Genomic DNA, 13,074 nt, shown 5'->3' with positions numbered 1-13,074 from the left:
AAAGTTTTGGAGATACAAAAAAATGATAAAATCACTAACTAAAAACTTTACTTTAGAAGAATTTTTAAAGCTTCCAGAAACAAAGCCTAGCTCAGAATACATCAACGGTCAAATTATTCAAAAGCCAATGCCTCAAGGAAAACATAGCAAATTACAGGGTAAGTTAGTCACAGGTATAAATGAAATAGGTGAAAGTCAAAAAATTGCCTTTGCTTTCCCAGAATTGCGATGTACTTTTGGCGGACGTTCAATTGTCCCTGATATAGCTGTGTTTGCTTGGGAACGGATTTTATTAGACGAGCGTGGAGAAGTGGCAAATGTCTTTAAGACATATCCAGACTGGACGATTGAGATTCTTTCGCCCGATCAAAGCCAGACTAAAGTAACCGGAAATATTCTGCATTGTTTAAAACATGGTAGTCGCTTCGGTTGGCTAATTGATCCAGATGAGCATTCTGTTTTAGTTTATCCACCAAAGCAGCAACCAGAACTTTTACAAGAAGAACAAGAGATATTACCAGTTCCCGATTTAGTTAACGGCTTTCAATTAACTGTAGGGCAACTATTTGGATGGTTGAAATTGTAAGCAATGTTATAGATTCATATCTAGCTTTGAAAAGACTAAAGCAATGCCTACAATAACCCTATCTTGGTACTAGCCTATAGAGGCTTAACCAGTATTTCCTGCTAACAATTCCCTTATCGATAGTATTCTTGCTACTGGAGTTTGTCACCTGAAAAGTTTATGTCATTTACAGATAGATTTAACCAACTTGCAGCAATTCTTTCTAATGAACTGGGTGTGCAAACAAAAGATATTACTCTTGATACACGGCTTCGGGAAGACCTCAAAATAGATGGTGATGATGTTGATGCACTATTTTGTAAAATTACTGAAAAGTTTGGCATAGATTGGCAGGGGTTTATTTTTTACCGCTACTTCCATGAAGAACCACATTTATTTTCTCTACTTTTTGAATGTTACTATCGCCAACGTCACGGTACACTCAAAACAATTACCATCAGCCATCTACTATTTGTTACTGAGCGTGGAGTTTGGTTTGAACCGTCCTAATCTAGTACTTACAATTTGAGTTCATTAGACAATCTTAACTAATTTATACTTATAACTTTTCCTAATCATTAGTATTATTAAATATTATTACGTTTTTTGTCTTATATTAATATTTGCAGCCCTCCTTGCAGATATCTATATATTTGTTTAGCGGCGAATTCTATTCACCGGAATCATTAAACCTATGAGTCAAATAGTCTGGATAGCAAGACACGCTAACCGCCTCGATTTCGTAAACCCCGATTGGTTTCTCACCGCCGAACGACGCTATGATCCACCTTTGTCTGATGATGGGATGGTGCAGGCACAGCAGTTAGCTAGACGATTGAAAGGAGAAAATATTACCCATATTTTTGCTTCTCCTTTCCTGCGAACCGTACAAACAGCAAACGCAGTTGCAGAAGTGCTTAACTTGCCAATTAAATTGGAAACAGGTTTGAGTGAATGGCTAAATCCAGTTTGGATGACGGAAGAACCCGAAAGACTCTCAACTCGAGCGTTGGCAGATTTATTCCCCAGAATTGACACCAGCTATACTTCGCGCATTGCCGCCAAATATCCTGAAACTCACGAAAAAGTACGAGAACGTTCTGGGCAAACTGCCAGATGTTTAGCTACTGAGTTCTTCCCAGAGGATATCTTACTAGTGGCACATGGGGCATCTGTACTGGGCGGAGCAATGGGACTAGTGGGGGAAATTGCCAAAACAGAAGTTAAGGCTTCTTTATGTTCTCTGGTAAAAGTCGTGCGCGAAGATCCAAAATGGTTATTAGAACTAACGGGAGATACCTCCCATTTAACCCACATAGAAGAAGTTATTCGATTTGCTTAAACCTCTGATAGAGATTTGTGTTCATAGGTTCTGCTAGGTTGGGTATATCGTACAAATAAAGTCATTAATCCGCGAATAAGTTCTATGACATTGTTACTAGCAGGAGATATCGGTGGTACGAAAACTATTCTGCGATTGGTTGAAACATCAGATTCACCCTCTTTACATACTATTTATCAGGAAAGTTACCACAGTGCTGATTTTCCCGATTTAGTACCCATAGTGCAGCAGTTCTTGGCCAAAGCTAATACACCAATACCAGAAAAGGCTTGTTTTGCGATCGCAGGCCCCCTTGTCAAAAATACTGCCAAACTAACCAATTTAGCCTGGTTCCTAGATACCGAACGTTTAGAAGAAGAATTGGGTATCCCACATATTTCTCTGATTAATGACTTCGCCGCCGTTGGCTATGGCATTTCAGGTTTACAAACACAAGACTTGCTGACGTTGCAAGTTGGCAAACCTCAACCCGAAACCCCGATTGGAATTATTGGTGCTGGTACTGGTTTAGGGCAAGGATTTTTAATTAAGCAGGGAGACTACTATCAAGTTTTTCCCTCAGAAGGTGGACACGCTGACTTCGCCCCTCGAAACGAGATCGAGTTTCAATTGTTGAAATACCTGCTGGATAAACATGATATCCAACGCATTTCTGTAGAACGGGTGGTTTCTGGAATGGGAATTGTGGCGATTTATCAATTTTTGCGCGATCGCAAATTTGCCGCCGAATCACCAGATATTGCCAAAATTGTCAGAACTTGGGAACAAGAAGCTGGACAGGAAGAGAAAAGTGTCGATCCCGGTGCTGCTATTGGGACTGCTGCATTGCAAGGTAGCGATCGCCTTTCAGAACAAACCTTGCAATTATTTATAGAGGCTTATGGTGCAGAAGCCGGCAACCTTGCCCTGAAACTCCTACCTTATGGTGGCTTATACATTGCTGGTGGAATTGCGCCCAAAATCCTGCCCTTAATCGAAAATAGCGGTTTCTTATTAAACTTCACCCAAAAAGGCAGAATGCGCCGCCTCCTCGAAGAAATCCCCGTGTATATTATCCTCAACCCGCAAGTGGGGCTAATAGGTGCTGCTTTATGTGCTGCTAGGTTATAACAGCTAGCATCATCAGTGAGATTAGCATCTCAAAAGGTAAAACCTATGACAATGAAAATTCTGTTGCCATTAATCGCCGTCACCTTTGTGTCTGGTGGTTCTGTTTTCGTGGAAGCGCGTCAACCCAAACCTCCGGCGGCTGTTGTCAAACCAAAGGTTTCTCAACCCGTGCAGCCAAAATGGAAGTTATTCACCCCTCCAGATGGGCGCTTTACTATTTTGATGCCGGGAAACCCCAACAGAAATACCCAATCCCAAAAAACTTACATGGGGGAAATTAACTTAGAAATATTTGTTGCTCAACCCCCAAAACAGCAAGTAGCATATGTAGTTACTTACAATGATTTTCCTTATAGTTACGGTGAAATGGCTGACCCCCAAGCTGTACTTAATAATGCAAGGGATATGGCTTTAAAGACTACGAAAAGTAATTTGATTAGTCAACGAAATATTCGTAGTTCCAATAATCATCCTGGCAAAGAAATTGAGTACATCAATTCTGGAGGGAAAATCACTAAAAGTAGAATGTATGTTGCTGAAGGAAGATTATATCAAGTAATGGCAATAACTACAAAGAAACAGCAGAAGACATTAGCTAAAACCATTACTGGGTATTTAAATTCTTTCCATGTAGTTTTGAAAAAGCCAAATAATTAAAATCTCTACAATGTTAGCCTTGCAATCAATTGTAAGGCTAATATAAAACTCTGATTTGATTTTTGCGAAGCTAGGTACAACTCAAAAATGCTTCTTTTCTATTGCCTATTTCCTAATATGGCACTTGTGCTGCGTTTCTCTGCGAGACGCTTCTCTACGAGAGGCTACGCCAACGCGAACGCGTACCAGGCAAATGGGTTCAGTTTTCAAAGCGGATTCTTATATGATCGTTGTTAAAGTTCCTCTTTCGCAATATTATGAGCGAATTACAGACCCAACTAGCAACCGATACCTGGATAGCAGCAACTTGGGATGAATATATCCAAATAATTGAAAATCCTGCCTACGAAAAAGCCAAGGGTTACTACCACAATGGACAGATGAGGATTGAAATCCCGCCAATCGGGAATGACCATGCCAGCGACCATACAATTATTATCTTTGCTGTTAACTTGTTTGCGAGTATCAAAGGCATTGCTCTAAATGGCAAAGATAATTGTACATATCGGAAAACAGGCTTTAAGGAAGCTCAACCTGATGTGTCTTACTATATTGGCGAGAATGCTGATGTCATTCCCTACGGCACTTCTATCATTAATCTAGATATCTATCCACCACCAGATTTGGTTATTGAAGTAGCTAATACCTCACTTGCTGACGATCAAGGTGAAAAACGACTTTTATACGAAGATTTAGAAGTGAAAGAATACTGGATTTTAAATGTCCAGAATGTCCAAGTTATGGCTTTTGCTATTGAAAACCAAGGTAGTAGGCGGATTACGGAATCTCAGGTATTACCAGGATTAGCTATTTCTTTATTAAACGATGCATTACGCCGAACTCGTCAAATAAATCAAAGTCAAGTTGGCGCTTGGTTGTTAACCCAATTTCAGCAATAATTACTTGAACTATTCTCAATAACAAGACTTGGGGCAGACAAGAAGCTTAAGCCCGTTGTATTAACTTAGACAAGCTTCCCACAGTGCTATAGTGGCTAAAATCACCCTTTCAGGTGAAGGCATACAGACATTAAATACCTATTATGAAGTAAGATTAAGCAACTATGAAGCTAATTATGCGTCTAGTTATTTGTTTATGTATAAAGATTTAACACAAAAATTTTAACAACTCCTTATTTCTGCAATTGCCCTTTAAATATTTATGTCTGCTCAATTAAGCATAATTTCCCGAAACTCCACCCCCAACGCTCCCCGCTTGCTCTTTGAGGTACTTTTACTTGGGTCAATTTGCCGGAGATCATCATCTAACTACAGCTACTCCCATAAAGCAAGATTCATAGGCTTTTAAATATGGCTACGAACATAGAAATTCCTGTTATTGGCAAAGTTAAGTATCCATTACGCTGGCTGGTGGGGCTGATAGCGGGAGGTGCGTTGGTTGTGGGTACAGTAACAACCTACACCTTAGTCAATCAAGGGACAAACGAAGATATTACTGAACTAACTGTGCCAGTAGCAGCGCAAAACGTTACTTTGCGGATTACAGCTAGTGGCAAAGTCGTGCCAGTACAGAGCGTAAATATTAGTCCAAAGAACCCAGGAGTGCTGTCGCAATTATATGTGGAACAAGGCGATCGCATTCAAAAAGGGCAAATTCTCGCCCGCATGGATAGTGCCAGTATTGAGGCTCAAATCAGCCAGTACCGTGCCAACTTAGCCCAAAGTCAAGCACAGCTAGCCCAAGCCGTTGCTGGTAGTCGTCCTCAAGAAATTGCTCAAGCTAGGGCGCGATTAGCACAAGCTCAAGCTCAACTAACCGAAGCTAAGGCTGGTAATCGTCCCCAAGAAATTGCTCAAGCTCAATCCCAAGTGGATGCGGCTCAAGCAAAGGTGAATTACACCAGTGAGCAGGTAAAGCGTTACCAATATCTATATAAAGAGGGAGCAGAGAAAAAACAATTACTCGATCAAGCCATCAGCGAAGATAAAAGTGCTAGAGCTAGCTTGGAAGAAGCTAGAAAACGATTGTCGTTAGTCCAAAGTGGCACTAGGACTGAAGAAATTGCCCAACGCCAAGCAGCTGTGAATGAAGCACGAGCCGCATTGCTACTGTTAGAAGATGGCACCCGTTCTGAAGAAATTGTCCAGCGTCAAGCCGCAGTTGCAGCAGCTGAAGCTCAATTGAAGGGTGTGCAAGTGCAGTTGGATGAGACTATTATTCGCGCTCCTTTTTCGGGAATTGTGACGCAAAAGTATGCCGAACCAGGCGCTTTTGTGACACCCACAACTTCTGCTTCTACGAGCGCGTCGGCAACTTCTAGTTCAATTGTGGCTGTAGCAAAGGGTTTAGAAGTATTAGCTCAAGTTCCCGAAGCCGATATTGGCAGAATTAAACAGGGACAGCAGGTGGAAATTGTCGCTGATGCTTATCCCGATCAAGTTTTTAAAGGTAAGGTGCGCCTGATTGCTCCTGAAGCAGTGGTGGAACAAGGTGTGACATCCTTCCAGGTGCGGGTTGCTCTCGATACTGGTACTGATAAACTGCGTTCTGGCTTAAACGTGGATCTGACTTTCTTGGGCGATCGCGTTAATAATGCCTTAGTGTTACCAACGGTGTCAATCGTCACCGAAAAGGGCCAAACTGGCGTACTTGTACCAGATGCAAACAACAAACCTCAATTCCGCGAAGTGACAATTGGGGCACAAATCCAAGATAAAACTCAGATTCTAGAGGGAGTTAAAGAAGGCGATCGCATTTTTGTTAATCCACCCAAAGACTACAAAATTGAGAAGGCAAAAGAACAGAATAATTCGTAATTCGTAATTGTTTAAGACATGAATTTTTTAGAAAGTGTCCAAATGGCGGGGAAAACCCTGCTGTCAAATAAGCTGCGTAGCGCCCTGACGATGTTGGGTATAGTTATTGGTAACGCTTCAGTAATTGCCATGATTGGCATTGGTGAAGGTGGGCAAAAGTTCGTGAATAAACAGCTGGAGTCACTAGGGCCAAACGTGCTATTTGTGCTGCCAGGAAATCGAGAAACTCAGCGTATCTCCTTTGAAGTACCAAAAACTCTGGTGTTGCAAGATGCCGAAGCGATCGCCTCTCAAGTACCAACAGTAGTAGGAGTTGCGCCGGAGTTAAACAGGAGACAGGTAGTTGTATACCGCAATAGAAACACCGATGTCAACATTATTGGTACAACTCCCAGCTTCCTATCTGTGCGGGATTTTGAAACTGATACAGGCAGGTTTTTCAGCGATGTAGACATCAAGCGAAGTAACCAAGTCGTAGTGCTAGGTGGAGACTTGGCAGAAAAACTATTCGGTAATAGTAACCCAATCGGTCAACAATTGCGAGTTGGAAATACTAGCTTTCAAGTGATTGGGACATTAATATCCAAAGGTTCCAGCGTGGGAGCAGATTATGATGATGCTGCCTTAATACCGATTACAACTTCAGCAAACCGACTTGTAGGAAAGAATTCTCCTTATGGTATTGCTTTAGATTATCTTGTCGCTGCCGCTCGTGATTCCGAGAGTGTGGATGCAGCAGAGTTTCAAATTACTAATTTGTTGCGTCTACGGCACAAAATTAATGGCGAAGATGACTTTACTATCCGCTCACAAAAGGATGCCTTGCAAACTGTTGGTCAAATTACAGGTGCATTGACAATTATGCTAGCTGCGATCGCAGGTATATCCCTGTTTGTCGGCGGCATTGGCATCATGAATATTATGCTTGTTTCCGTCACCGAACGCACCCAAGAAATCGGATTGAGAAAAGCGATCGGTGCAACTGAGCAAGATATTTTGCTCCAGTTCATCATTGAAGCAGTGATAGTTTCCGCAGTTGGTGGTTTAGTTGGAACTGCGGTTGGTATCAGTGGCATCCTATTAGTAGGAGCTTTGACTCCTTTAGAAGCCAGTCTTTCTCCTGTAGCGATTAGTATGGCAGTTGGTGTTTCTGGTGGTATTGGTTTATTTTTTGGCGTTGTTCCTGCACGTCGCGCTGCTAAACTCGACCCCATTGTGGCTTTGAGAAGTGCTTAAAGGCTATTTATTTATAATCTAAATCTTAAGTAGGTGCGTTACAATCCCGTTCTGTTGAGAAAAATCGCCACGAAGACGCGATAAATTGTCGTCAAGATGAAAGACTGATTATTGTAGAGACGGCGATTTATCGCGTCTCCTACCTTAACCGAACAGTGAACTAATTATGGAAGTGATTGTGAGATGTTTTTATCTAATTAGTTGATTGTTGATATTTAACCTACAGCATAATCTGTGAATTGGCGCTTAAATGGTGAATGAAAGCCGATGACAATATCCTGCTTAGGGATACCTAGATTTGCTAAATCTTCTCCTACTTCATTTTCTGTCCCATTGTGTTGCAGCCAAACTTTACCATCTTTGATGTCTAAATGTATAAAACAACCATAGACACGACGTTGGTTTTTCCAGCCGACATTTACAAGTTGATAGTGGTGGCGTTCTGTATCAAAAATTAATTGAGTTTCAACTTCTGGATCTTGGCTAGAAATTGCAGCATATTGTTCGAGAAGTTGCTGAATTATTTCTTGATATTTTTTTAGTTTATCCATTCGACAATAACCTCGGTTATAGGCTGATAAGTAATCAATTTAAGCTGATATGTTTTGATAATGCTTTGTACAAGTCTGATAGTAAAGAAGGAAGTATATGTATCGATGGGAACTGCTAAATAAAGAGTACGGTCTGGTTCTTGTTCGGATAATGCTAGTCTATAGTTAATAAATTGTCCTAAAGCTGTGTGAAATTCAGAAATCGCAGATGTTTTAAAAAAGCTTTTAATTTCAACAGCGATTTTTACACCCTCTCTTTCTGCTGCTAAAATTTTTTCTGCACCTAAGTCTATATACATATCCCCTAACTCGAAACTGACGGGTAAAGGATCGTGGGTAATTTTCCACCCTTCTTTTTCTAGTCCTTTTTTGACTGCGTTGTGAAAGATATCTCTTGCTGGCATAATATCGCATTATAGTTGAGTTGACAGTAATGATATCGGATTCCACAAGGGCGGTAGTGGTGCAATTATCTCCGGCGTAATCGTCCAACACATCGACAAAATCAACCAACCCCTAACGCCAATATCTCCGAACAACCCACCCCATCCGTTTTACGCATCTTTGCTTTTGAGTATTTTTGCTACACTGTTATTTATTGCCTTGGGTTGGTGTTGGATAAATAAAAGACAAGGAAGAAAGAATTAATAACTAATAACTAATAACTAAATTATTATGGCAAACACTATTTCAGTTACCGATTCTCTAGTTCCCACTCCCGTCCCTAAATCAACAATTATTCGTTTAGAAAATATATATAAAGTCTACGGCAGTGGTGAAACTGAAGTCAAAGCACTCGATGATGTGAATTTGACTATCCACAAGGGCGAATATTGTTCAATTATGGGGCCTTCTGGTTCAGGCAAATCTACAGCTATGAATATTATCGGCTGTCTAGATCGCCCCACAGGCGGACATTATTACTTAGATAATATTGATGTAGCGCAAATGGATGATAAATCCTTAGCGCACATTCGCAACAAAAAGCTGGGGTTTGTCTTCCAACAATTCCATTTATTACCCCAACTCACAGCATTAGAGAATGTGATTCTACCAATGTTGTATGCTGGCGTGAATCCAAAAGAAAGAAGCGATCGCGCCACCGAAGCATTGACACGAGTCGGTTTAGCAAATCGCCTCAATAACAAACCAACTCAACTATCTGGGGGACAACAACAAAGAGTAGCGATCGCCCGAGCCATTGTCAATCGTCCTGTAGTACTCCTAGCCGACGAACCCACAGGCGCACTTGATTCGCGCACAACCCAAGAAGTCTTAGATATATTTAGCGAACTCAATGCCAGTGGAATCACTGTTATCATGGTGACACATGAGCCAGAAGTTGCCCGTCAAACTCAGCGCATTGTTTGGTTCCGCGATGGTCAAGTGGTGCATTCAAATCTCACACCAGGCGACTTGAGTCAGTTAGCTGTCTCATAGGTTTTTAGAGTCCGCGTAGCTGCGATTTCTAGTCGCCAAAGCTAATTACAAACTCGGCGTTTTTCCAGTTTCTGCTTGTGTCTCAATTGGCTTAACATCGGTGTAACCCACTTCACCAGCTATTGTCCGAAACACCGAAATTTGCTCGTCAAAATCTAATCCTTCAATCTGGGAAACCAGATCAGTAATTGCCTTAGTTGGCTCGTAGCTAGCTGGTAAGTCAACCACCTTATCGCCCATAGCTACTGCCCAAGCATACCAAACTAACAGTTGATTGTTTTCTTTTATCGCCCCATAAGCGCGGGAATATTCGGTATCTTTGCAGTTAACAATATCCCGCATAATATCTAGTTGCTGTTCATCAGATAACTCAAAATAGTCTCCTAGTAGAAGCGGTGCTAACTCAGGTTCCGCCGCCGCCGGAGCAGCTGGCGTGATAGAATCACCCATTTTTTTATAAACCAAATAGAACCAAGCTAATTTTGCATCGGTATCTAAATTGTTAAAGGCATCCATCAATTTTTGACTTTCATTGCTCTGGGCTTGAGAAATACTTTTATCGTAACTTGCAGTCATAATTATTATTTCCAAAGAAATTTTACAGGCTAAACTAAGGACTACCAAAGTTTGAGTACCAGCTTCTAGTATCGAGAGAAAGAGTTATATTAATTGCAAATTCCAACTTTAATCTATCTTTTAATAGAGGTAAAGTCTCTCCCAAGGGAGCATAGAAATAGCTAATTATCTTGTTATGCTCTTTCAAGTAAGCAATAAAAATTTAACTTAAGGATTTTAATTATGCCTGATGAAGTAAAGCCCAATGTTAATGAAGCTCCCACCCATGATGCCCAATTAGCTGCCGACAATATAGCTAGTGGTGAAGAAAAAGCGCCAAACGTCGATTTTGATGCTGATTATGCAACTGCACAACAATTCAGCGTGAGTGAAGTTGATCGCACAGGTAAAGGTACAGCAGCCGCCGAAGCAGCTACTGCACCTAAACATCAAGTTTCTACACCAGCAGAGACAAAAACCCAAGCGCAGTCAACTGGTAATCCTGATGATTATGTCGAGTTAGCAAAGGAAGTTGGGAATTCTAAAACTGAGGGTGTAACTGATGTCAGTGACGATCTAGTAAAACAAGCTTTAGAAAAGGGTGAACGGAAAAATTAAGTTTTCCTGATATCTTGATATCTTGCTATTTTGTAGGGTGGGCATTGATATATATATGTCCCACCCTACTATTTTGGTGAATCGCCAATAGTTAAGATTTTCACTATAGCGGTTCCCATTCAGATGCGGTACAAGATTATATTGCGAGATAGGGGCACGGCACTGCCCATAGGTGTCAACTTAAGCTGAAATAACTACCATTCATTACTTCTATAAGTTCGCTAGGTTGCTGAATTAAATAATCTGGATTTTGCTTGGCTAATACTTCCGGTGAGTTAAAGCCCCAACCTACTGCAATCACTTGGATATTTGCTTTTTTTGATGCTTCTATATCTCTGGTTTCATCTCCGACATAAATAACTTCTTGAGGTTGGAGTTGCTTTTGCCTCAGTACGTTATTAATTATCGTTGTTTTACCAAAAATCGTAATTCCTGAGTAGATAAAATCAAACAGGTGATTTAAATCATTAATTGTCAGGAATTGCGTAACATTTTCTTTAGAATTAGAAGTGATAATGCCGAGTTTATATCCTTGATTTTGCAGTTCTATCAACGCTTCCTTAATTCCCGGAATTGGTTTTAATTCTGGGATTCTGTCTTTTAATTCCCCTTTAACTTTTTTAACTAGAAAAGGGATTTTAAATAAAGAAACTCCTGAATACTTAATAATTTCCCTAGATGTTAAGTTTTTAAGGAAGCCTAATTGCTCTGGGCTGATATGTCTATAACCAAAGTCTACAGCTAGACGATTGGCAATACTTACAAGAGCATCTACTGTATCAGCAATGGTGCCATCAAAATCAAAAATAATTACTTTTGGGGTCATGCTTTGCCTGGATGCGTCAAGATTAGCTAGGGCGTTGCGTCGTAACATTTCTGGCTTAATCCGCCGCAAGGCAGATGCTGGAAATCGTTTATCCCACTCCTGATCTGAGATTTGGGCTAATTCTAGCAGCTTGGGAGCAATATTCCCAGAATAAGGCTGAAACTCTGCAATATCAGTTGCTTGGGCAAAACGTTGATTCCAAGGACAAACGTCTTGACAAATATCACAACCAGCAACCCAGCCTTCTAAATGGGGTATGAGTGTCTCTGGCAGTTTGTTGTCCCGATTTTCAATTGTATGATAGGCAATACAGCGATTAGCATCTACAACAAAAGGCTGAGTAATTGCACCTGTAGGACAAGCTTGAAGGCAACGAGTACAGCTACCGCAGTGTTCTGTATGCGGGCGATCGCTCTCTAGTTCCAAATTGGTTAACACTTCTCCCAAAAATACCCAAGAGCCATATTCCCGTGTAATCACATTACCATTTTTGGCAATCCAACCAATGCCGGCTTGTTGAGCTAACACTTTATCTTGCACCGGGCCAGTGTCTGCATAATAACGAGCTAATGCACCTTCATCCAGTGATTGTAGCCATGTAGCTAGCTGCTTAAGTTTTTTATGCATTACCTTGTGATAATCCCTTCCCCAGCCATAACGAGAAATCTTGGCGTATTCCTCGCCCTTGGGACGTTGATGTGGGGTATAGTAATTTAGCGCCACACATATTAGCGATCGCGCTTCTGGCATCACTAAGCGGATATCCTGACGTTTTGGGTTAGCCATCCATTCCATATCGGCGTGATAACCCAGTTCAATCCATGCTTGTAACCTCTGCGCTTCTGTGGCATCTATCCTATCTACAGCAGCAATTCCAACTTTGTGAAAGCCCAACTCGCTGGCTTTTTCTTTCACCACACTGCTGCTTGTTACTGAATGCTGACTCATTTTTTTATTGGGACTTTTGCCTAATCAAGGCTCGATTATTATACATTAACTAGTTAATAGTTTTAATTAATATTTGTTACTTTCACTCAAATATTAGGGCAATTCATGAATTGCCCCTACCCTACAGCATCTGATTTTGCGTAAATCCTGTTTTATTGACTCCAACGCTAATGCTCACATCTTGCACCTAGCCCTAGCGATTAGAAATCGCGGCTATACAAACGAAGTCCGCCTGCGCGGACTAACACAAAACCAAGGCTTTTCAACCTGCGGAGACAGGTTTTGTCTCGTGTAGCCGCGACTTCTAGTCGCCTGGTGCAAGATATAAGAATGTAGAGACATAGCGTTGCAACATCTCTACTTCTATCGTCGGGAAGATTTACCAATATATAGTAATCTATCTCAACAGCAGCTTTATTTTTAGCGATTTTTGTATTGAAATTAATATT

The 13,074-nt window shown here is 41.0% G+C and carries 14 protein-coding genes and 1 pseudogene; 10 read left to right on the top strand and 5 right to left on the bottom strand.

Annotated features, from left to right (window positions below):
* The first annotated feature begins 22 nt into the window (after positions 1–22).
* The 8 genes from VB732_RS03825 (at position 23) to VB732_RS03790 (ending at position 7,687) form a co-directional block, all read left to right on the top strand.
* On the top strand, positions 23–586 hold the full coding sequence (locus VB732_RS03825) for a Uma2 family endonuclease (RefSeq protein ID WP_323229517.1): 564 nt from the start codon (positions 23–25) through the stop codon (positions 584–586).
* A gap of 159 nt (positions 587–745) precedes the next feature.
* A complete protein-coding gene (locus VB732_RS03820) occupies positions 746–1,075 on the top strand; it encodes a DUF1493 family protein (RefSeq protein WP_323229516.1) in 330 nt (109 codons plus the stop codon).
* Positions 1,076–1,259: 184 nt separating this feature from the next.
* A complete protein-coding gene (locus VB732_RS03815; protein ID WP_323229515.1) occupies positions 1,260–1,907 on the top strand; it encodes a histidine phosphatase family protein in 648 nt (215 codons plus the stop codon).
* A gap of 84 nt (positions 1,908–1,991) precedes the next feature.
* Positions 1,992–3,017: a glucokinase gene (locus VB732_RS03810; protein ID WP_323229513.1), complete on the top strand. Its 1,026-nt coding sequence runs from the start codon at positions 1,992–1,994 to the stop codon at positions 3,015–3,017.
* Between the two features lie 45 nt (positions 3,018–3,062).
* Positions 3,063–3,674: a hypothetical protein gene (locus VB732_RS03805; protein ID WP_323229511.1), complete on the top strand. Its 612-nt coding sequence runs from the start codon at positions 3,063–3,065 to the stop codon at positions 3,672–3,674.
* A 257-nt stretch (positions 3,675–3,931) separates the two neighbouring features.
* Positions 3,932–4,573 (top strand): Uma2 family endonuclease, encoded by a 642-nt coding sequence (locus VB732_RS03800; protein ID WP_323229509.1) that lies wholly within the window; start codon positions 3,932–3,934, stop codon positions 4,571–4,573.
* A gap of 411 nt (positions 4,574–4,984) precedes the next feature.
* Positions 4,985–6,451, top strand: a complete 1,467-nt coding sequence (locus VB732_RS03795) for an efflux RND transporter periplasmic adaptor subunit (protein ID WP_323229507.1) — start codon at positions 4,985–4,987, stop codon at positions 6,449–6,451.
* An 18-nt stretch (positions 6,452–6,469) separates the two neighbouring features.
* Complete coding sequence (locus VB732_RS03790) at positions 6,470–7,687, top strand: ABC transporter permease (protein ID WP_323229506.1); 1,218 nt, start codon at positions 6,470–6,472, stop codon at positions 7,685–7,687.
* Positions 7,688–7,902: 215 nt separating this feature from the next.
* On the opposite strand, the gene VB732_RS03785 is transcribed toward VB732_RS03790, so the two are convergent.
* The gene (locus tag VB732_RS03785; RefSeq protein ID WP_323229505.1) at positions 7,903–8,238 is read right to left on the bottom strand and encodes a XisI protein; all 336 of its coding nucleotides are present in this window, start codon (positions 8,236–8,238) and stop codon (positions 7,903–7,905) included.
* Entirely contained in the window at positions 8,226–8,642 is a 417-nt protein-coding gene (locus VB732_RS03780; protein WP_323229504.1) for a XisH family protein, read from the bottom strand. Before VB732_RS03780 ends, VB732_RS03785 begins: the two co-directional genes overlap by 13 nt.
* 271 nt (positions 8,643–8,913) lie before the next feature.
* Here VB732_RS03780 and VB732_RS03775 point away from each other — a divergent pair, with 271 nt between their 5' ends.
* On the top strand, positions 8,914–9,678 hold the full coding sequence (locus VB732_RS03775) for an ABC transporter ATP-binding protein (RefSeq protein WP_323229502.1): 765 nt from the start codon (positions 8,914–8,916) through the stop codon (positions 9,676–9,678).
* Positions 9,679–9,723: 45 nt separating this feature from the next.
* Here VB732_RS03775 and VB732_RS03770 read toward each other — a convergent pair whose 3' ends face one another.
* Complete coding sequence (locus tag VB732_RS03770) at positions 9,724–10,254, bottom strand: orange carotenoid protein N-terminal domain-containing protein (RefSeq protein ID WP_323229501.1); 531 nt, start codon at positions 10,252–10,254, stop codon at positions 9,724–9,726.
* 222 nt (positions 10,255–10,476) lie between these two features.
* On the opposite strand from VB732_RS03770, the gene VB732_RS03765 reads away from it, so the two are divergent.
* Positions 10,477–10,851, top strand: coding sequence for a hypothetical protein (locus VB732_RS03765; RefSeq protein ID WP_323229500.1), 375 nt, complete (start codon positions 10,477–10,479; stop codon positions 10,849–10,851).
* Positions 10,852–11,026: 175 nt separating this feature from the next.
* Here the strand turns inward: VB732_RS03765 and VB732_RS03760 are convergent, their stop codons facing one another.
* Together VB732_RS03760 and queG are read right to left on the bottom strand one after the other, a co-directional pair.
* Complete coding sequence (locus VB732_RS03760; protein ID WP_323229499.1) at positions 11,027–11,677, bottom strand: HAD-IA family hydrolase; 651 nt, start codon at positions 11,675–11,677, stop codon at positions 11,027–11,029.
* A pseudogene (queG, locus tag VB732_RS03755) lies at positions 11,652–12,625 on the bottom strand (tRNA epoxyqueuosine(34) reductase QueG). Before queG ends, VB732_RS03760 begins: the two are co-directional and overlap by 26 nt.
* Between the last annotated feature and the right edge of the window lie 449 nt (positions 12,626–13,074).

Source organism: Nostoc sp. UHCC 0252, from assembly GCF_034931145.1.
Taxonomy (GTDB): Bacteria; Cyanobacteriota; Cyanobacteriia; order Cyanobacteriales; family Nostocaceae; genus Nostoc.
This window is presented reverse-complemented; position numbering and strand designations above follow the sequence as displayed.

What these genes read in the sequence shown, in the direction of transcription:
- VB732_RS03825 (WP_323229517.1), top strand. Translation starts at nt 23, where the DNA reads ATGATAAAATCACTAACTAAAAACTTTACTTTAGAAGAATTTTTAAAG.
- VB732_RS03820 (WP_323229516.1), top strand. Translation starts at nt 746, where the DNA reads ATGTCATTTACAGATAGATTTAACCAACTTGCAGCAATTCTTTCTAAT.
- VB732_RS03815 (WP_323229515.1), top strand. Translation starts at nt 1,260, where the DNA reads ATGAGTCAAATAGTCTGGATAGCAAGACACGCTAACCGCCTCGATTTC.
- VB732_RS03810 (WP_323229513.1), top strand. Translation starts at nt 1,992, where the DNA reads ATGACATTGTTACTAGCAGGAGATATCGGTGGTACGAAAACTATTCTG.
- VB732_RS03805 (WP_323229511.1), top strand. Translation starts at nt 3,063, where the DNA reads ATGACAATGAAAATTCTGTTGCCATTAATCGCCGTCACCTTTGTGTCT.
- VB732_RS03800 (WP_323229509.1), top strand. Translation starts at nt 3,932, where the DNA reads ATGAGCGAATTACAGACCCAACTAGCAACCGATACCTGGATAGCAGCA.
- VB732_RS03795 (WP_323229507.1), top strand. Translation starts at nt 4,985, where the DNA reads ATGGCTACGAACATAGAAATTCCTGTTATTGGCAAAGTTAAGTATCCA.
- VB732_RS03790 (WP_323229506.1), top strand. Translation starts at nt 6,470, where the DNA reads ATGAATTTTTTAGAAAGTGTCCAAATGGCGGGGAAAACCCTGCTGTCA.
- VB732_RS03785 (WP_323229505.1), bottom strand. Translation starts at nt 8,238, where the DNA reads ATGGATAAACTAAAAAAATATCAAGAAATAATTCAGCAACTTCTCGAA.
- VB732_RS03780 (WP_323229504.1), bottom strand. Translation starts at nt 8,642, where the DNA reads ATGCCAGCAAGAGATATCTTTCACAACGCAGTCAAAAAAGGACTAGAA.
- VB732_RS03775 (WP_323229502.1), top strand. Translation starts at nt 8,914, where the DNA reads ATGGCAAACACTATTTCAGTTACCGATTCTCTAGTTCCCACTCCCGTC.
- VB732_RS03770 (WP_323229501.1), bottom strand. Translation starts at nt 10,254, where the DNA reads ATGACTGCAAGTTACGATAAAAGTATTTCTCAAGCCCAGAGCAATGAA.
- VB732_RS03765 (WP_323229500.1), top strand. Translation starts at nt 10,477, where the DNA reads ATGCCTGATGAAGTAAAGCCCAATGTTAATGAAGCTCCCACCCATGAT.
- VB732_RS03760 (WP_323229499.1), bottom strand. Translation starts at nt 11,677, where the DNA reads ATGACCCCAAAAGTAATTATTTTTGATTTTGATGGCACCATTGCTGAT.